Here is a 20,021-nt window from a genome sequence, read left to right on the forward strand (position 1 = left end):
GATCATGCCGCCGGTTTGCAATGAGGGGGATTCATGAAGAAAGCTCTTGCCGCCGAGTTCATCGGCACGTTCTGGCTCGTTCTGGGCGGTTGCGGCAGCGCCGTGCTGGCCGCGGCCTTTCCGCAACTGGGCATCGGCCTGCTCGGCGTGTCGCTGGCCTTCGGCCTGACGGTGCTGACGATGGCCTATGCGGTGGGGCCGCTGTCGGGCGGCCACTTCAATCCCGCGGTGTCGATCGGCCTGTGGGCCGGTGGACGCTTTCCCGGCTCGCGCCTGCTGCCCTACGTCGCCGTGCAGGTGCTGGGCGCGATCGCCGCGGGTGGCGTGCTCGCGCTGATCGCCACCGGCAAGCCCGGCTTCGACCTGGCCGCCAGCGGCTTCGCGGCCAACGGTTATGGCGAGCACTCGCCGGGCGGCTACTCGATGGCGGCGGCGGCGCTGACCGAGGCCGTGCTCACGGCCGGCTTCCTGCTGGTGATCCTGGGCGCGACCTCGCGCCAGGCCGCGCCCGGCTTCGCGCCGCTGGCCATCGGCATGGCGCTCACGCTCATCCACCTGATCAGCATCCCGGTCACCAACACCTCGGTGAATCCCGCGCGCAGCGCCGGCGTGGCGCTGTTCGCCGGCGACTGGGCGCTCGGTCAGCTCTGGCTGTTCTGGCTCGCGCCGATCGGTGGCGCCGTGATCGGCGCACTGGCCGGACGGGTGCTCTTCGACGCGCCGCCGCTGGCCGCCACCGAGGACGCGCGGTGACGAATGTGTCGCGCGGGCGCCTCATGAAGCGGCCGTGACAAGCGCATTAAGGCGCCCGCTCTACGCCGGTGATGAACGTGTGAAGACTCGCCGCGGCTGATCCGCGACCTTACGCCCCTCGCTTGAGGTGCTCGCGCCTGCTGCGGTCCGCAGGAGGCCGGGACCGGTGGACGTTCGTCCCGGTCCCGCCGCACCGCGCTCGCGAATTCCATCCCTTTCCGATCTTCCTGTCTCAGCACGGGTGGCTTGCCGCTGCCCGGAGAACGACGATGACGTTTGACCGACTGTTGAATCTCCTCGCGCTCGCGCCCGCTCTGGGCCGGGCCGCGCTCCGGCGGGCCGCGCTCGTCGCTGGCCTGGGCCTCGGCCTGGCCGGCGGCGCGCACGCGCAGCTCGTGATCACCGGCATCCCGGACAGCCCGGACCCGGTGGCCGCCGGCGGCACCGTGACCTACACCGTGGGCATCGGCGACGCGACCGGCCTGGCGAGGAGCAACGTCACGCTGAACTTCGACGTGCCGGCCGGCGGCCGCTATGCCGGCACCGGCACGCTGCCCGCCGGCGCGAGCTGCGGCGGCATGGCCCTGAACCAGGCGGGTCCCGGCACGCTGACCTGCACCGGCATCAACGTGCCCGCGCAGGCCACCGTGCAGTTGCCGATCAAAGTGCGCACCATCGCGGCCGGCACGCTGACGGTGACCGGCACCGTCGTCGGAGGCAGCTCGCAGAGCGAGACCACCACCGTCGACAACGGCGCGGATCTGCAGGTGGCCATCTCGGCACCGGCGACGGCCGCGGCCGGCAGCACGCAGAACGTGCGCTTCACGGTGAGCAACAACGGTCCCGACGCCTCGCCCGCGTCCACGCTGACCTACAACGTGCCGCCGGGCTTCGCGCTGACGGGCACGCCGGGCGGCTGCTCGCTGTCGGGCAGCACGCTGAGCTGCGCGGTGGGCGCGATCGCCAATGGCGGCAGCAGCGTCATCACCGTGAGCGGCGTGATCGGTGCCGGCGGCAGCTCGACGCTGACGCATGCGGCGGACGTCGCCAGCGGCGGCGGCGTCGGCGATGGCGACAACAGCAACAACGTGGCCAGCGCCAACACGGCGGTCACGGCCGGCACCAGCCTGTCGGTGACCAAGACCAAGTCGGTCGCTGATCCGGTGCAGACCGGGCAGGCCTTCAACTTCCAGTTCGCGGTGCGCTACAGCGGCGACTTCCCGACCGCGGCGCAACTGACCGACAACCTGCCCGCCAACTTCTGCGCCGCCGCACCCGCGACCTTCAGCAGCGGCGGCTGGACCTGCACCGCCTCCAGCACCTGCCCCTCCGCCGGCGGTACGCTGACCTGCACGCGCAGCGGCAGCGGCAGCGCGGGCAACAACGTCTCGCTGGGCACGATCAGCGCGCCGGTGCAGGCGCTGACCAGCGGCATCGGCATCGTCAACACCGCGACGGTGAGCGCCACCGGCGTCACGCCGGTCAACGGCGCCGTCAACACGACCGTGGTCGATCCGGCCGCGGACCTGCGCGCCAACAAGGCCAAGAGCTGGCCGCAGTCCGCCGTGCCGGTGGGCCAGGCCTTCAACTACACCATCTCCACCACCAACCTCGGCCCGAGCGCGATCCCGTCCTCCGGCACGATCACGCTGACCGACACGGTCCCGGCCAACCTGCAGGTCAACAGCATCGCGCCGCCGGCCGGCTTCAACTGCCTGTCCTCGGCCGGCGCCACCTTCCCGCAGGCCGGACCGCTCACCATCACCTGCACCAGCAGCAACCTCGCGCTGGGCGTGGGCGCGACCACCAGCAACGTCACGATCAACGCGCAGGCGACCGCCGCCGGCGGCACGCTGGTCAACCAGATGTGCGTCAGCTCGGGCAACGCGCCGGCCGACAACGTCGCCGCCAATGACTGCGCCAGCGTCGGCGTGAACCCGCAGGCCAATGGCGCGCAGGCCGATGTCTCGGTGCTCAAGCGCGTCGTGGGCCTGGGCGACAGCGCCGGCAACCGGCAGGAGGCGGGCTCGCCCATCGTGTGGGAGATCGAGGTCGTCAACGCCGGCCCGCAGGCGGCCACCAACGTCGCCGTCACGGACACCTTCAACAACGTCTTCAACGCCAGCCCCGCGCAGTACGCGCTGAACGCGATCGCCGGCAGCGCGACGATGGGCAGTTGCGGCCTGTCGCCGTCGGGCTCCGCGGTGTCGCTGAACAACTGCACCATCGCCGCGCTGCCGGTGTGCACGGCCGGCGTCGATTGCCCGCGCCTGCAGGTGACGGTGCGCCACTTCGGCGACGGCACCGTGTCGGATCCGCAGTTCACGGTGAACAACACGGCCTTCGCGCTGGCGCAGAACGAGGCCGATCCCAACCTCGTCAACAACAACGCCAACAACAACACGCCGGCCACCGCCTACTTCATCGCGCGCGCCGACGTGGCCGTCACCAAGACGGACAACCCGGACCCGGTGCCCGCCGGCCAGCTGCTGACCTACACCATCACGGCCAGCAACCCCTCGGCCACCAGCGCGAGCCGCGCCTACAACGTCGCCATCAACGACACGCTGCCGGCCGGCCTGGTGTTCCTCTCGGCCAGCGCGAGCGGCGGCGGCTCCTGCACCACCGAGCCCGCCGCAGGCAGCGCCACGGGCCCCGGCAACAACACGCTGGTGTGCGGCTGGAGCTCGATCGGACGCGGCTCGCAGCAGACCGTCACGGTGCGCGTGCGCGCCAGCGCCGCGCTGGCCGCGTCGCTGGGCGGCAGCGGCAGCATCACCAACACGGTGACGGTGTCCACCACCACGCCGGAGATCGCCGGCGGCGCCGCCAACAACACCGCGACGCAGGACACCGCGGTGACCTCGCCGTCCTACGACCTGATCGTCAACAAGGTCGACGACGTGGACCCGGTCAATGTCGGCGACAACGTCACCTACACGCTGACCGTCACCAACAGCAGCGCGTCGACGGCCGAGAACGTCGTCCTCACCGACACGCTACCCGCCACGGCCGGCGCGCCGACCTTCGCCGGTCTCGTCACGCCGCTGCCCGCGGGCGTGAGCTGCAACACCGCCGGCGTGACCGTCGGCGTGGCCGGCGGCAGCATCAGCTGCACCATCGCCACCCTGGGCGGCACCGGCGGCGGTGCGACCGGGGAGGGGAGCACGGTGCAGGTGCGCGTGCGCCTGCAGGGCGCCGACAAGGGCACCTACCCCAACGCGGCCTCGGTGCGCTTCGCCAACGCGGCGCTGGATGCCTTCGATCCGCAAGCCAACAACAACGTCTCGGAGCCGACCACCTTCCGCTACAAGGCCGACGTGCAAGCCGTGGACAAGGCGGCCGTCATCAGCGGCACCAGCACGCCGCTGGCCACCGTGGCGCAGGGCCAGGCCTTCGACTGGCTGATCCACGTGCGCAACAACGGCCCGCAGGCGGCCGAGATCACGCAGGTCGCCGACACGCTGCCTGCGGGTCTGCAGCTCGCCGGCACGCCGGTGTTCACCGTCACCGCCGGGACCTTCACGCCGGCGGCACCGAGCTGCACCGGCGGCGCCGGCGCCGCCGCCACGACCTGCGCGATCGCGAGCATGCCCTCCGGCGGCGCGGCCACGCTGCGCATCCCGGTGCAGCTGGCGGGCTCGCCGGCCAACGGCACGGTGCTGAGCAACACGGTCACCATCGTGACGACCGGTTCGGGCGACACCAATGGCGGCACCGATCCCAACGGCGGCAACAACTTCGCCACCGGCACGATCACCGTGCAGACCGCGACCCTGTCGGGCCGCGTCTATGACGACCTGAACGGCAACGGCCAGGCCGACGCGGGCGAGCCCGGCATCGCCGGCGTCACGCTGACGCTCAGCGGCACCGATGGCACCGGCACGCCGGTCACCCGCACGGTCACGACCGATGCGGCGGGCGCCTGGAGCTTCTCCGTCCCGGCCGGCACCTACACCGTCACCGAGACGCAGCCTGCGGCCTATCTGCCGGGCATCACGCGCGCCGGCGGCGCCAGTGGCGCGGGCAGCAGCGCCGGCAGCGTGCCGGCCAGCGGCGCCGGCATCACCAGCGGCACCCGCGGCTCCAACGCGAACGTGATCCAGAACGTCGTGCTGGGCGCGGGCGGCAGCTCCACCGGCAACCTGTTCGGCGAAGTGCGCGCCGCCTCGGTGGCGGGCCGCGTCTATCAGGACCGCGACTACAACGGCGCCTTCAGCGCGAGCGAGCCCGGCATCGCCGGCGTGACGCTGCAGCTCACCGGCACCGACCTGTTCGGCAATGCCGTGAGCGCGAGCACCACCACCGCGGCTGATGGCAGCTACGGCTTCGCCACGCTGATGCCGGGCAGCTACACGGTGACCGAGCCTACGCAGCCCGACGGCTTCGCCGATGGCAGCGAGACCGCCGGCACGGCGGGCGGCAGCATCGCCGTCAATGACCGCATCTCCGGCATCACGCTGGGCAGCGGCACCGCCGCGACCGGCTACCACTTCGGCGAGCGCCTGCCGCGCGTGACGGTGCGTGTCTTCGAGGATGCCGACAACGACGGCCTGCCCGCCGCGGGCGACGCCGGCATCCCCGGCGTGACGCTGCACCTGACGGGCACGTCCAGCACCGGCGCGGCGGTCGACATCGTCGCCACGCCGATCGCCGGCCAGCCGGGCCGCTATGAGTTCCTCAACGTGCCGCCGTCGGCGGCCGGCGGCTACACGGTCACCGAGACTCAGCCCGCGACCTACGCGCCGGGCAAGGCCAATCCGAACGGCCATGCCGGCACGGCCCAGCCGGGCGGCAATGTGATCGAGGGCGTGGTCATCCCGCTGACCGGCACGCCGGCGAGCGTGGGCGACTACCTGTTCGGCGAGCTCACCAGCAGCCAGTTGCGCGGCCGCAGCTTCTACGACCGCGACGGCGATGGCAGCCAGGGCGCCACGTCGAGCGAACCCGGCATCCCCGGCGTGACGATCACGCTGACCGGCACCGATGCCAACGGCAACGCCGTGTCGGTCACCACCGTCACCGATGCCCATGGCGACTACGTCTTCGACAAGGTCGCGCCCGGCACCTACACGGTGACCGAGACGCGTCCGGCCGGCTACCTGCCGGGCCTGACCCGCGCGGGCACGGTCACTGGCGCCGGCTCGGCGCCGGGCAGCGTGCCCGCCAGCGGCGCGGGCGTCGACGCGGGCCCGTCGGGCTCCAACGCGCCGCTGATCCAGCAGATCCGCCTGGGCGCGCCGGGCTCGAGCTCGAGCGGCAACAACTTCGCCTCGGTGCGCGCGGCCTCGCTGTCGGGCCACGTCTACGCCGACGTCGCGCCCGCCAATGGCCAGCGCGATGCGGGCGAGCCGCCGATGCCCGGCGTGACGGTGACGCTGAGCGGCACCGACTTCCTCGGACGCGCCGTGACCAGGACGCTGACGACGGCGGCCGATGGCGGCTTCGCGGCCACGGGCCTCTTGCCGGGGCGCTATCAGCTCGACGAGACGCAACCCGCGGGCACCGGCGACGGTCCCGAGCACCTGGGCCTGGTCGGCGCCGCGCCGCGCGGCACCGCCAACCCGGGCGGCGTCAACGACCGGTTCGGCGACATCGCGCTGGCTTCGGAAGAGGCCGGCACGGACTACGACTTCGGCGAGCGCGGCGGCCAGATCTCCGGCCACGTGTACGTCGACAGCAATGGCAACGGCCGCCGCGACGCCGGCGAGCCGCCGATCGCAGGCGTGACGCTGACCCTCAGCGGCACCAGCGCCGGCGGACTGCCCGTGACGCTGACGGCCGTCACCGGCGCCGATGGGCAATACCTTTTCGACGGCGTGCTGCCGTCCGATGCGACCGGCTATGTGATCACCGAAACGCAGCCGGCGGCCTACGCCGATGGCGCCGAGACCGTGGGCCGCCTCAACGGCACGGCGGCGGGCGCGCTCGCGGGCAACGACCGCATCGGCGGCCTGGTCTACACCGGCGGCTCGGGCGATGGCTACGACTTCGGCGAGCAGGGCGCCTCGATCGCGGGCACGGTGTTCAACGACGTCAATGGGAATGGCAAGCGTGAGCCGGGCGACCTGCCGCTGGCCGGCGTGACGCTGACGCTGACCGGCACCGATGCCTCGGGCCAGCCGGTCACGCGCAGCACCGTCACCGCGCGCGACGGCAGCTATCGCTTCGCCGACCTGCCGCTGGACAACGGCGCGGGCTACACCATCGTGCAATCGCCGGTGCCGGGTTCCATCCATGCCGGCGAAACCCCGGGCTCGCTGGGTGGCAGCGTGCCGGCCCCGGGCCGTCTCAACGTCAAGCTGCCCGCCGTGGCGGCGAACGGCACCGGCTACGACTTCTTCGAGAAGTCCACCTCGCCGGCGGCGGTGAGCGGCCGCGTCTGGCGCGACACGGACCACGACCGGCTGGCCGGCAACGGCGAGCCCGCCGTGGCGGGCTGGACGGTGGAACTGGTGGCCTGCCTCGACGGCGGCACCACCTGCGCCAACACCGGCGCGCAGGTGCTCGACACCCGCGTCACCGCGGCCGATGGCAGCTACCGCTTCGACAACGTCGTGCCGGGCTCCTACCAGGTGCGCTTCCGCGATCCGCAAGGGCGCCTGGTGGGCGGCGTCTGGCCGACCGACCCGGCGCTGAACGGCCCCGGCGGCGCGTTCCCGACCGTCGCCGGCATGGCGCCCCGCGGCTGGATTCCGCTGGCCATCGGCGCGGGCACGGCTGTGGTCCGCCAGGACCTGCCGCTCGACCCGGGCGGCGTGGTGTATGACAGCCTGAGCGCCGAGCCGGTCCCTGGCGCGGTGGTCACGCTGAATGGTCCGGCGGGCTTCGATCCGGCCCTCCACCTGCTTGGCGGCAGCGCGTCGGTCACCACCGGTCCCGACGGCTCGTACCAGTTCTTCCTGCTGCCGGGCGCCCCGATGGGCAGCTACACCGTGACGGTCGCACCGCCGGCGGGTTACCTGCCGTCGACGACCTACCCGGCCGCCGCGGGCCCGCTCGACGCCGTCAATTGCAGCGCGCCCAGCACCGCGGGCGCCCGCGACGCCGCCAGCCGCGGTGTTCGCCTGAGCGGCAGCGACGCCTGCGTCGTCAGCGCCGCGGCCGCTCCGGTGGCCGGGCCCGCGACGCCTTATTTCCTGAACTGGCAATCCGGCGGCGCGGCGCACCAGGTGGTCAACAACCACCTGCCGCTGGACCGCGAGGGTGACGGCACGGCCATCGACCTGCGCAAGTCGACCTCCAAGCTGACGGTGAAGAAGGGCGAACCGGTGCCGTACGTGATCACCGCGCGCAACGCGAGCGGCGGCCCGATCGGCAACGTCGCGCTGCTGGACACGCTGCCTCCGGGCTTCAAGTACCTGGAGGGCTCGTTGACGGTGCAGACGCTGCCCGGCGGCCCGATCGTGGCGGTGAAGCCGGCGATCGTGGGACGTCAGCTGACGCTGGCCGACCAGTCCTTCCTCGCTGGCGAGACCAAGCGCGTGTCGATGGTGCTGGCGGTGGGCGTCGGCGTTGGCGAAGGCCAGTACGTCAACAGCGTGGTCGCCACGCAGGGCCCCGGCGGCCGCGCGCTGTCCAACACGGCCACCGCGTCGGTGCGGGTCGTGCCGGATGCGCTGTTCGACTGCACCGACGTCATCGGCAAGGTCTATGACGACCGCAATGCCAACGGCGTGCAGGACGAGGGCGAGCCCGGCATCCCCAACGTGCGCATCGCCACCGTCAACGGCCTGCTGGTGAGCACCGATGCCGATGGCCGCTATCACATCGCCTGCGCGGCGGTGCCCAAGGAGGGCACGGGCAGCAACCTGGTGCTCAAGGTCGATGAACGCACGCTGCCCTCGGGCTACCGCGTGACGACCGAGAACCCGGCATCCGAGCGCGCCACGCGCGGCAAGGCGATCAAGCTGAACTTCGGCGCCACCGTGCACCGTGTCGTGCGCCTGGACCTGAAGGCGGCCGCCTTCGCCGACGGGCAGCTCGCGCTGCTGCCGGCGCACGAGGCGCGTCTGGACCAGGCTGTGGCGGCGCTGACGGAGCGGCCCTCGATCCTGCGCCTGGCCTACCAGCCGGCGGCGGACGAGCCGCGCGCGCTCGGCGACGAGCGCATCGCGGCGCTCAAGGCCGGACTGCTGGCGCGCTGGAAGGCGCTCGGCCAGTCCCAGGGCCGCAGCCTGTTCAACCTGGACATCGAGGTCGAGCGCATGCCGGCCTTGCTGAACCGCTGACAGGGGGACGCCATGACGACGTTCCTGTCTTCTCCCTTCTTTCGTGCCACACGCATGACCCGATCGACATTCCCCCGCGCGGCCCTGGCCAGCGCCGCGGCGGCCGCCTGCCTGGCCATCGGCCTGCCGGCCTCGGCGCAAGACGGCCAGGCCGCGCGCCGCGACGACGGCGCCTGCCATGCCGATGCGCGCGGCCGCTTCAGCGACCGCTGCGCGGCCGACGTGCGCGCCGTCGAGATCGATGGACGCGATCATCTGCCGGCCTCGAGCGAGCGCGAGCTGCCCAAGCTCACCGTGATCCTCGGCGACCCGCGCGCGCTGCAGGAGCGGCGCGACGAGACGACGCGCACCGTGCCCGGCGCCGAGCAGCCGCGCGAGGAGTCGCACACGCCGCACTTCGACTCGGGCGAGGACCTGCTCAAGCCCGAGGACAAGGCGCGGCTGGACGCGATCGTCGCGCAGGTGCGCGGCCGTGAGGGTCTGCGCTTCGAGATCGTCGGCCACACCGACGTGCAGCGCATCAAGCCGGAACTGCGCCCGCGCTTTCCCGACAACCATGCGCTCGGCCTGGCGCGCGCGCAGCAGGTGGGCCGCTATCTGACGCAGCAGCTGGGGCTGCCGGCGCAGGCCTACGTGGCGGATTCACGCGGTCCCGACGAGCCGCTAGCCTCGCCGCGGGAGGACCGCGCGAACTGGTCCGCCAACCGGCGCGTCGAGGTGCGCGTCTACTGGAAGGACACGGCGCCCGCGACCGTGGAGACCGTGTCCAGCGTGACGCTGGTCGACCCGAGCGCCTGCGGCATGCTGACGCCGTATGCGCCCGACGATGCGGCGCTGCGCCTGACGATCGATGGGCAGCCGGTGGTGGGCGCGGACAGCTCCAGCGCCGATCGCCAGCGCTGCATCGACGTGCGCCTCGAGCGCGACCGGCTGCGCCTGCAGTACGACAACCTCGTGCAGCTGCGCCGCCTGAACGGGACCGCCTGGCCCGCCACCGCCGTGCCCGGCGACACGGTGCGCTTCAACGGCTACAGCAACTACCGGTTGTTCCTGACGCGCGGCGAGCTGCGCGTGTTCAGCGCCGATGGCGACATGCGGCCGCAGCTGCTGGCCACCGTGCCGCTGGACAGCGAGTTGCGCGCGGCCTGGATCGTGCCCGCCGAGTGGGCGCAAGGACCCATGGCGCGCCGCAAGCTCTACTGGCGCGTGCGGGTCTATGACCGCGATGGCCGCTTCGACGAGACCGAGGACATCCCGCTGGCGCTGGCCGATCGGCATGCGCCGGGCTTCGAGCAGGAGCCGACCGAGGCGCAGCGCCTGCTGGCGGGCTATGGCGAGAGCCGGCTGTCCATCGCCAACATCCCGATCACCGGCGGCACGGTGACGGCCAGCGGCGAAGGCATCGCGGCGGGCGAGCAGGTGAGGGCGCTCGGACTGGCGGTGCCGGTCGACGCGCAGGGCCGCTTCGTGATGCAGCAGCTGGTGCCGCGCCGCGTGCAGACCGGCGAGATCGTTGTGCGCGGCGCCGAGGGCCAGGAGCGGATCTATCGCCGCGACTTCGAGCTGCCGCCGCGGGACTTCTTCTTCGTCGGGCAGGCGGATCTCACCATCGGCCATGACCGCACGACCGGCCCCGCCGCGCTGGTGACGCAGGAGCGCAACCGCTACAACAACGACACCTGGACCGAAGGGCGCCTGGCCTTCTACGGCAAGGGCATGCTCGATGAGCGCTGGACCTTGACGGCGAGCGTCGACACCGAGGAACGCCCGCTCAACGAGCTCTTGCGCAACCTGGACCGCAAGGACCCGACCTCGCTGTTCCGCCGCATGGATCCGGTGGACAGCTGGGGCACCTTCGGCGACGACTCCACCAGCGTCGAGGACGCGCCCACGCAGGGACGCATGTACCTGCGCGTGGACGATGGCCGCTCGCATGCGATGTGGGGCAATTTCAAGATCAACCTGGGCGCCGACAACACGCTGGCGCAGATCAACCGCGGGCTGTATGGCTTGAAGGGGCACCTCGTCGGCGAGGAAGCGACCAGCTTCGGCGACGCGCGCTTCACCGCCGACCTGTACGCGGCCGAGCCCGGCACGCTGGCCGCGCGCGAGGAGTTCCGCGGCACGGGCGGCTCGCTGTACTACCTGCGTCATCAGGACGTGAGCCGCGGCGCCGAGAAGGTGTGGCTGGAGATCCGCGACCGCGATTCCGGCTTCGTGCTGCAGCGCCGCGCGCTGATCCCGGGCAGCGACTACGACGTCGACTACCTGCAGGGACGGGTGCTGCTGACCTCGCCACTGCCCAGCCTGGCCGACAACGGCCAGCTGGTGCGGGCGGGCGGACTCAGCGGCCAGCCGGCCTTCCTGGTCGTGGACTACGAGTACACGCCGCTGTCGGGCGATCTGGACACGCTGGCGGTGGGCGGACGGACGGCCTGGTGGGTGACGGACGCGGTGCGCGTCGGTGTCACCGCCGCGAAGCAGCAGCAGACCGGCGGCGATCAGCGCCTGGGCGGCGTGGACCTGCTGCTGCGCAAGAGCGAGAACACCACGCTGAAGATCGAGGCCGCGCGCAGCGATGGCCCCGGCATCGGCACGACCAGCTCGCTCGATGGCGGCTTCGGGTTCTCGCAGAACACGCTGGCCACCGACACCCGCGGCGCGAATGCGTGGCGCGTCGAAGGGCAGGCGGATCTCACCGATCTCGGCGTGGCCAAGAGCGGGCATGTCGGCGCCTACGCGCAGCTGCGCGAGGCGGGCTTCTCGACGCCCGGCCAGGTCGCGGCCAACGAGACCCGGCAGGCCGGCCTCAGCCTCACCGCGCCGGTGGGCGAGCAGGTCGAGCTGCGGCTCAAGGGCGATCACAAGGACGAGCTCAACGGCTACAACACCGATGCCGGCGAGGCGCAGGTGGCCTGGCGCGTCGATGAGCGCTGGACGGTCAGCGGCGGACTGCGGGCCGACCGCAAGTCCACCGATGCGGTGAACACCTCGCCGCTGCTGCCCAGCTCGGGCGTGGTCAGCGGCGAACGCACCGACGCGGCCGTGCAGGTCGATTACGAGAGCGGGCAGGGCTGGGGCGTGTACGGCTTCGGCCAGAAGACGATGGACCGCACCGGCACGCGGCAGGACAACGACCGGCTCGGCGCGGGCGTGCGCTATCGCGTCAACGACAAGCTGTCGCTGCGCGGCGAGGCCTCGGGCGGCAATGGCGGCTCGGCGGGCAAGGCGGGCGTGGACTACCAGTACAACGACCGCTCCAACGTCTACGTCACCTACGCGCTGGACACCGGCCGCACCGACGAGACCTTGAACGCGCGCGGCGGCACGCTGGTCGGCGGCATCAAGTCGCGGCTGGCCGACGGCCTGAGCGCGTACACCGAGCACAAGCAGACGACGGGCGTGCTGAGCGGCCTGACGCATGCCTACGGCGTGCAGTACGCGCCGGACGATCGCTGGACGCTGGCGGTGAGCGCGGAGAACGGGCGGCTGGAGTCGGAGAACGCGGGGCAGACCGATCGCGAGGCGCTGGGCTTCTCGGTGGGCTTCAGCGACGCGAGTCTGAAGTACGCCGGCGGCGTGGAGTACCGGCGCGATCGCACGGGGCTGGACACCCGGCGCAGCTGGCTGCTGAAGAACTCGGTCAGCGTGCAGGACGGCCCGAACGCGCGCTGGCTGGGCAAGCTGAACTGGGCGGACAGCGACAGCGCGGCGAGCGCGCTGGCCGCGGCCAAGTACACCGAGGCGGTGCTGGGCTACGCGTTCCGGCCGGTGAGCAACGACAAGCTCAACGTGCTGCTGAAGTACACCTACCTGTACGACCTGTCGTCGCCGGGCCAGGTGGTGGCGACCGACGTGACGCAGACGATGGTCAGCACGACGGGCATCGACTACCAGCAGCGCAGCCAGGTGGCGGCGGTGGATGCGACCTATGACCTCAGCGCGCGATGGACCATCGGCGGCAAGCTGGCGTGGCGGATCGGCGAGCTGCGGCCCAGCCGCGACGACAGCGCGCCGTGGTTCAAGAGCAGCGCCCAGCTGGCGATCGCGCGGGTGGATTGGAAGGTCGTGCGGCGCTACGACTGGCTGGTGGAGCTGCGCATGCTGCGGGCCGGCGAGCTCAGCGAGCGCAAGACGGGTCTGCTGACGGCGGGGTACTACCACGTCAACGAGAACTTCAAGGTGGGGCTGGGCTACAACTTCACCGATTTCTCGGATGACCTGACGGACCTGAGCTATCGCAGCCGCGGGGTGTTCCTCAACATGCTTGGGAAGTTCTAGTGCCTGGCGGGCCATTCAAAAGCAATTGGCCTGACCAAAAGTTTCAAAAGACGAAGTTTCGGTTGCAAAAACTTCGTATTTGTTGGCGCAAACCCCATATTTCTCATTTGATGTTGACGATGAACATGCCCCTGTTCCGTTTTGGTATGACCAAAAGGTGCTGTGGCGCGAGTCCGGCCTGAAGGGAGGCAGCCAACGCGGAATGTCCTGTCAACACGCCGGCGCCTGGACCGGCACACGGAGACAAACCGCATGAAGACCTGGATCCTCGCGCCCCTGGTGGCGTCCGTTCTGGCGCTCACGGGCGCCCCCCACGCCCAAGCCCAGTCCTACCGCTGGAGCAACGTCGCCATTGGCGGCGGCGGCTACGTGACCGCTGTCATTCCCAGCAAGACGCAGCGCAACCTGTTTTACGCCCGCACCGACGTGGGCGGTGCTTACCGCTGGGACGTCACGAACTCGAAGTGGATTCCGCTGCTGGACGGCTTCTCCCAAGACGACGTCGGCCTCTACCACGTGGAGTCGCTGGCGCTGGATCCAAACAACAGCGCGGTCGTCTACGCCGTCGCCGGCGTGCCTTACTTCAGCAATGGCAAGACGGTGGTGATGCGCTCCACCGACTATGGCGCCACCTGGAGCCGCATCACGGACGTGAGCAACCTGTGGCGTGCCAATGGCAATGGCATGGGCCGCGGCAACGGTGAGCGGCTGCAAGTGGACCCCGGCAACGGCAGCGTGGTCTACGCCGGCTCGCGCGCCAACGGCCTCTTCAAGAGCACGGACGCTGGCGCGACCTTCTCGCGCGTGACGTCGCTGCCCGTGACGAGCACGCCCAACGGCGCGGGCGTCGCTTTCGTCTTGATGGATCCCACCAGCGTCGTCAACGGCGCTGCCCAGCGCATCTTCGTGGGCGTGTCGCGCTACGGCTCGGTGGGCACGAACTTCTACCGCAGCGACAACGGTGGTGCCAGCTTCGCGGCCGTGCCTAACGCACCTGCTGCCTACCTGCCGCAGCGAGCGGCGCTGGCCAGTGACGGCAATCTCTTCGTCACCTACGCCAACGGCGCCGGTCCGAGTCCCGACGGCAACGGCGGCACGAACGTGAACCCGCCCGAGCCGCTGGATGCCGGCCAGGTGTGGAAGTACAACGTCGCCAGCGGCAGCTGGACCAACGTGACGCCGAGCGGCATCACCCGCCCGTTCTCCGGCATCTCGGTGGACCCGGCCAATGCCCAGCGCGTCATCATTTCCACGAGCAACACGTGGATGCAACAGAACCCCAATGTCTGGGGCGACCATTTCTTCCTCTCCACCAACGGCGGTGTCACCTGGACCGATCTCGTCGCCAAGGGCTACAGCCTGGACCCCAATGGCGTGAGCTGGATCTCGACCGAGTCCATCCACTGGGCCACGGACATCGAGTTCGATCCCTTCGACAGCAAGGCCGCCTGGGTCACGTCCGGCAACGGGATCTTCCGTTCCGCCAACGTCGACGCCGCGGCCCCGGCCTGGACCTTCACGGTCAAGGGCCTGGAGGAGACTGTGCCGCTGGGGGTGGTGAGCGTGCCGGGCGGGCCGCTGGTCTCCGTCATCGGTGACTTCGACGGCTTCCGCCACACCGGCAGCATCGACAGCTACGGCCAGGTCCACAAGCCGCGCATCGGCACGACCTCGGGTCTGGCCGTCGCAGCGGGCGCGACCGCGACGATGGTGCGCGTGGGCAACTCGATGAAGCGATCCAGCGACACCGGCGCCACCTGGACCGACGTTCCCGGCATCAGGGGTACCTTTGGCACCGTCGCGCTCGCCGCCAATGGCAGCGCGCTGCTGCACACCTTCAGGAACTCCGACGGCACCTACGCCACCTACCGGTCCACCAACTTCACGTCCGGCTCGCCGACCTGGACTGCCGTTGGCGGCCTGGGCACCGGGAGCATCGCTCCCGTGGCGGATCCCGTGAACTCGAACAAGTTCTACGTCTACGACAACGGCGCCATCCGCGTGAGCACCAACGGCGGCGCCAGCTTCAGCCCCACCGCGACCATCGCCCAATGGGGATCGTCACTGCTGCGCACCGCCCCCGGCCGCGAAGGCGACGTTTGGGTGGCTCTGAACGGCAGTGGCCTGGCGCGCTCGACGAACTCCGGCAGCTCGTTCAGCACCATTGCCAACGTCAGCTATGCCGGCGCGGTCGGTTTCGGCAAGGCGATGAGCGGCTCCAGCTACCCCACCGTCTTCATCTGGGGCACGGTGGGCACGGGCAAGCGGGGCATCTACCGCTCCACCGACGCCGGTGCGAACTGGGTGCGCATCAATGACGACACCCACCAGTTCGGCGGCCCGGGCAATGGCAGCCTGATCACCGGTGACATGAACACCGAGGGCCGCGTCTACATGAGCAGCGTCGGCCGCGGCCTCATCTCTGGCACCCCCGCGGGCGGCATGCTGCAGGCCCGTCACAGCAGCAAGTGCCTGGACGTGCGAGGCGCCAGCGCCAGCGCCGGCACCACGCTGATCCAGTGGGGCTGCAGCGGCAGCGGCAACCAGCAGTGGAGCTTCGAGGACGCCGGCGGCGGCTGGTCGCGCCTCAAGGTCAGCCATAGCGGCCAATGCCTGGATCTCGCCAGCCAGAGCACAGCCAACGGCACCGCCCTCGTGCAGGCCGCCTGCAACGGCAACACCAGCCAGCAGTGGGTCACGGAGGACATGGGCAGCGGCTACTTCCGGCTCAAGTCGCGGTTCAGCGGCCTGTGCATGGACGTCAATGCGGTCAGCACGGCGGACGGCGCCAGCGTGATCCAGTGGGCCTGCGGCACGGGCACCAACCAGCAGTGGAAGAACCTGTGAAATGAAAAAGCCGCAAGGAGCAGAACTCCTTGCGGCTTTTTGAAGAGGTGGTCGGGGCGGCGGGATTCGAACTCGCGACCCTCTGCTCCCAAAGCAGGTGTGAAATCCAGCAACCATCGCGCAAAAGCCGGAAATCTTCTAACGATCTGGCGCTATTTCCCCGCCTATTCATCGCGTTCCTAGCTGGTGCGTTAGAAAGGTTTTATGCCGCCGCTGAGGTCCTGCGCGCCTTCTTCCGGCGGATGTAATCAGCCGTCTGCTGTTCCGTCGTGTGGTCCAGCAGCGCGTTCGCGCCGGTGATGCCGTCCTTCTCTTCCTTGTCCGTGGCCGCCTTCGCGCGCAGGTCCCGTAGCATCGTTGGCGGCAGCTTGGCGCGCGCGCGCGCCTTCTGCCAAGCCGACGACAGAGCTTCGTAGGTCCACGGTGTCCCATCCATGCCGATGAACAGGAACGGGGTAACGACGCGTTGCTGTGCGCGCTTCTTGTTCTGCTGAGCGGCCTTGATGGACTTCAGCTTGGCGACCACCGCGCGTAGCCGCGGCGTCCACTCCACGATCACGGGCCGGGAGGTCCGCTCGGTCTTGTCGCGGCGCACGAAGATGCCATCGGCGCAGACATGCGGCTCGTCCGGGTTCTCAGGGTCTCGCTCCTCACGCAGGCGCAGCAGCACCCCGACATCCGCTCCGGTCAGGAAGGCGACCTCCAGGAAGCAGGCCAGGTTGATTCCGGTGGGCGTGCGCCGCCCGTTGGCACCGTAGATCCCTCCGATCTTCACCCGCCGCAACTCGCTGTCGGTGATGTAGCGGTCGCGCGGCGCGCTGCCCATGGTCGGTATGGCGGAGACGGGATTGCTTCCGGCCTTGCGGTAGCCCTTTAGTTCGGCCAGTTGGAAGATGCTGCGCAGTTGGGACCGGAACAGGTCGTGCGTGCGCGCCATGTGCTGGAAGGGCTTGAGGAAGTCGTAGCAGTCCGGCGTTTCCACCTCGCCGGCGCCCAGCGTCTTGAAGCTCTCCGCGATCACGCTCGCGCGGCGCTTCTCGTCGATCTGGGTCTTGGCCGAGTGCTTGACCATCACCTCCGTCTGCCACTCTGCCACCAGCTTCGGCATGGTGTCGTCGCGAGAGTCCCGGCCGAGCGAGTCGGCGAGCGCGGTGTAAAAGGCCGGGAGGCCCTCTCTGACCTTCGTGAGCGGGATCCAGAGTCTCTTCGCCCCGTCCGCCTTCACCCGGTAGTACCGCCCCCCCTTGATCTGGACGCCCTTCACTGGCCCCTTCATCCGCGCGTCCCCGTCCGTCGCGGTGCGACCACCGGCGGCGTGACACGGCCGCGAGGCTTCTCCACGGTGCCGCGGCACACGGCCTCGAAGTGGGGGCGCTCGAGCACCACGGAACCGGCGCGCACGTAGGCGCGACTGAAGCCGCGATCATGCAGTTCCCGAAGCTGATCGGCGGCGCGCTTGTAGCGCGTCAGTTCCTCAATCTCACCGACCGAGAGCACAACGCTCGGATGCCTAGGCGCGTCAGCCATGGCTGTCTCCCTTGTCGAGCACGTAGGCCAGGACCACGAACGGGAAGGCGAGGATCGCGAACAACCCGGCTGTGATCAGGAAGCCGGCCGCGAAGCAGTTGGCGGGGATGTCGGCGCGCTTCACGTCGGGCCCCCACTGGTCAAGTCCTGCTTGACGACTCCCTCAGCGCCAGGAGAAGGGGCGGCGGGGAGGGGCATCCAGTGGGACACATCGTGCGGATCGTTGTTGTCCCAGTCGAATCCGGTTTCAATGGTCGGGCCGCCCATTCCGAGCGGGTCTTCGTGATGCATCGCCCAGCGATCGAGCATGACGTAGGGGCCACTTCCATCGTCGTAATCGACGCAGACCAGCACCTCGTCGCCGTCAGGCGGCATGCGGTCGCGAACGCTGATCCATCGAGGCGACTCGCTTGAACTCTCCGGCGCGGCCGGATAGTTGCCCTGCGACGCGCGCAGGGCGGATGCCTTCCACGCCTCCCACCGGTCAATGGCGTTCGGGTGGATGTTGCGGTCATCGCCCTCGACGAATGCGCTCATGGCTGGCGAGAGCGAGTTCGTCATGGTGTCCCACTGCGCGAACGCTAAGCGCTCAGCGCGCTCATCGAACTGAGGCGACCGCGCCTGCTGGTGGGTGGTCTGGTCAGTCATTGGCTGGGCCCTTGTTGATCGCGTGCATGAGCTCGAACTGGCGCGCGAGGCGTTGAGCGTTGGACTCTTTGACATCGGCGGCAAGGTCGCGGAATGCCAGCTTGGCGCGGCTCTTCTGAAGCGTGTAGCCGCGACGGGCCATGAACCACAGGAAGACGTCCATCACGTAGCACTGGGCGGCGATTGGATCGATGGAACCGGGGCCGCCCATCTTGTCCACCTCCGCGCGCTCGTGGATCGCCTTGAACAAGTCCTTGGCGTCGTGGAAGTCGCGCATCTCGGGCGGAAGGTGTCGGCCCGCCTTGATCCAGCCGCCGGGGTCGATGGTGCTCATTCCCCGCCTCCCTTCGCCATGGCGGCGTCGGTGATGCCGTGCGCGCGCTCGATGGCGCGAGCGAAGCGCACGAGGTTGAAAACGGTCTGGCGAGACATGCCTCCGACCCACACGGCCGGGTCGTCCGCAACGTGCATGACCTGCTCGTTCGTCAGCGGCTTGCGCTCCCCGTCCTTCGCATCCTCGGCAGCGGAAGGGGCGGGGTGGGAGAGACCCCACATGCGCGTCTTCACGTCCTCGATGGCCTCCCCGAAGCCGTAGGCGCTGGACCATTCAGGACGATCGAGGCCGAGCACTTCGTCGAGGATGGCGTTGATGACCTCTTCGCGTTCGTCGCGCTCGGCCAATGCCTGGTCCATCTCGCGTTCGTGCTCGGTCAGCGCCACGGGCTCATCCGAAGGAGCGGGGGTGTTGGCTTTGAGGGTGGCGAATGGGCTGCTGATGAAACCGTGCTTGACCCCGTAGGAGATCGCCCTGAACACGTGTCGGATGGCCTTGTCGGAGTTGCCGCACGGAAGGCCGCTGTTAGGGCAGACGCCAGACTCGTCGGCGCAATCGCGGCAGAAGCCACCGAACCGCGCGGCGTAGCTGACGTGCTCATCGGTGAACGCTACAGGCTCAGCCACCGGCGCTTCAGCCTTCAGGGCGGCGCGTTCATGTCGCTCCGTTTCGAGACGAACGATCAGATCGCCGAGGACCACCACCAAATCAGCGCCTTGCCGATCGACCTCAGCCGCCTTCAGCAACTTCGGCAGCGTGCCGTGAATCAATTTGAGCCATTCGATGTCGTTGGGTCCATACGGGAGCGGTCGCAACTCATTCGACTTGCTAGTCCCGGCTTCGGTCGGCTGCGGGGCAGGAGGGGCGGCGAGCGTCATTTGCGCCGAATCCATCGGGCGCGCGTCGACCCACGCTTGGCATTGGTCCACGAGAGGAATCTCTCCGTCCTCGATTCCGCCGCCCCATTCGTCGTAGCACTCACGAACCATTTTCAGCAGGTCGCGCAGCAGGATGGTTGCCTCATCCACCAGCGCGGACAGGTGACCGATCGCGATCTCGTGACCAGCGGCCTCTGCGCGGAGTTCGTTGATCTCCTGCGACGTCCAACCGGGCGCCACCGGCTCTGCCGCAGATGGTGCGGGGGCGGTGAGGGAGGCGCGGGCCCGCCATGCGTCAGCTTCATTCGGCATGAACCCGGTTTCGTTCACGAACCAGTTGCGCCACTTCTCGAAAGCCTCCCGCTCCCCCTTCTCGTCCATGACGGTGGAGGAGGGGGAAGAGAGGGCGTAGATCGCGTCAGAGATCAAGTCGAGCACGCGCCACTTGGCGATCATCTCGACCGGCTCCGACTTGATGTCTTCCTTCAGCGCTTGCAGCGCCTGTGCTTGGGTGGGGTTCAT

The 20,021-nt window shown here is 69.8% G+C and carries 10 protein-coding genes; 4 read left to right on the forward strand and 6 right to left on the reverse strand.

From position 1 onward, the window contains the following. Positions 1-33: 33 nt before the first annotated feature. The 4 genes from aqpZ to ABDW61_RS12140 all read left to right on the forward strand — a co-directional run bounded on the left by aqpZ (position 34) and on the right by ABDW61_RS12140 (position 16,112). The gene (aqpZ, locus tag ABDW61_RS12125; protein ID WP_343638937.1) at positions 34-753 is read left to right on the forward strand and encodes an aquaporin Z; all 720 of its coding nucleotides are present in this window, start codon (positions 34-36) and stop codon (positions 751-753) included. Between the two features lie 269 nt (positions 754-1,022). After that, the gene (locus tag ABDW61_RS12130) at positions 1,023-8,984 is read left to right on the forward strand and encodes an SdrD B-like domain-containing protein (protein ID WP_343638939.1); all 7,962 of its coding nucleotides are present in this window, start codon (positions 1,023-1,025) and stop codon (positions 8,982-8,984) included. A gap of 54 nt (positions 8,985-9,038) precedes the next feature. Next, on the forward strand, positions 9,039-13,265 hold the full coding sequence (locus ABDW61_RS12135; protein WP_343638940.1) for an OmpA family protein: 4,227 nt from the start codon (positions 9,039-9,041) through the stop codon (positions 13,263-13,265). A 252-nt stretch (positions 13,266-13,517) separates the two neighbouring features. Beyond that, positions 13,518-16,112: an RICIN domain-containing protein gene (locus ABDW61_RS12140; protein WP_343638941.1), complete on the forward strand. Its 2,595-nt coding sequence runs from the start codon at positions 13,518-13,520 to the stop codon at positions 16,110-16,112. Positions 16,113-16,314: 202 nt separating this feature from the next. Here ABDW61_RS12140 and ABDW61_RS12145 read toward each other — a convergent pair whose 3' ends face one another. From ABDW61_RS12145 to ABDW61_RS12170, 6 genes are read right to left on the reverse strand one after another with little or no spacing between them, the layout of a single operon-like run. After that, on the reverse strand, positions 16,315-17,376 hold the full coding sequence (locus tag ABDW61_RS12145; protein ID WP_343638942.1) for an integrase: 1,062 nt from the start codon (positions 17,374-17,376) through the stop codon (positions 16,315-16,317). An 8-nt stretch (positions 17,377-17,384) separates the two neighbouring features. Further along, a complete protein-coding gene (locus ABDW61_RS12150) occupies positions 17,385-17,639 on the reverse strand; it encodes a hypothetical protein (protein WP_343638943.1) in 255 nt (84 codons plus the stop codon). After that, positions 17,632-17,763 (reverse strand): hypothetical protein, encoded by a 132-nt coding sequence (locus ABDW61_RS12155; protein WP_343638944.1) that lies wholly within the window; start codon positions 17,761-17,763, stop codon positions 17,632-17,634. The genes ABDW61_RS12150 and ABDW61_RS12155 overlap by 8 nt, the downstream gene beginning before the upstream one ends. Further along, positions 17,760-18,287, reverse strand: a complete 528-nt coding sequence (locus tag ABDW61_RS12160; protein WP_343638945.1) for a DUF551 domain-containing protein — start codon at positions 18,285-18,287, stop codon at positions 17,760-17,762. Before ABDW61_RS12160 ends, ABDW61_RS12155 begins: the two co-directional genes overlap by 4 nt. Continuing rightward, positions 18,280-18,621: a hypothetical protein gene (locus tag ABDW61_RS12165; RefSeq protein ID WP_343638946.1), complete on the reverse strand. Its 342-nt coding sequence runs from the start codon at positions 18,619-18,621 to the stop codon at positions 18,280-18,282. The genes ABDW61_RS12160 and ABDW61_RS12165 overlap by 8 nt, the downstream gene beginning before the upstream one ends. Further along, positions 18,618-20,021: a metallophosphoesterase family protein gene (locus tag ABDW61_RS12170; RefSeq protein ID WP_343638947.1), complete on the reverse strand. Its 1,404-nt coding sequence runs from the start codon at positions 20,019-20,021 to the stop codon at positions 18,618-18,620. Before ABDW61_RS12170 ends, ABDW61_RS12165 begins: the two co-directional genes overlap by 4 nt.

The organism is Roseateles sp., from assembly GCF_039595595.1.
GTDB lineage: Bacteria > Pseudomonadota > Gammaproteobacteria > Burkholderiales > Burkholderiaceae_C > Roseateles.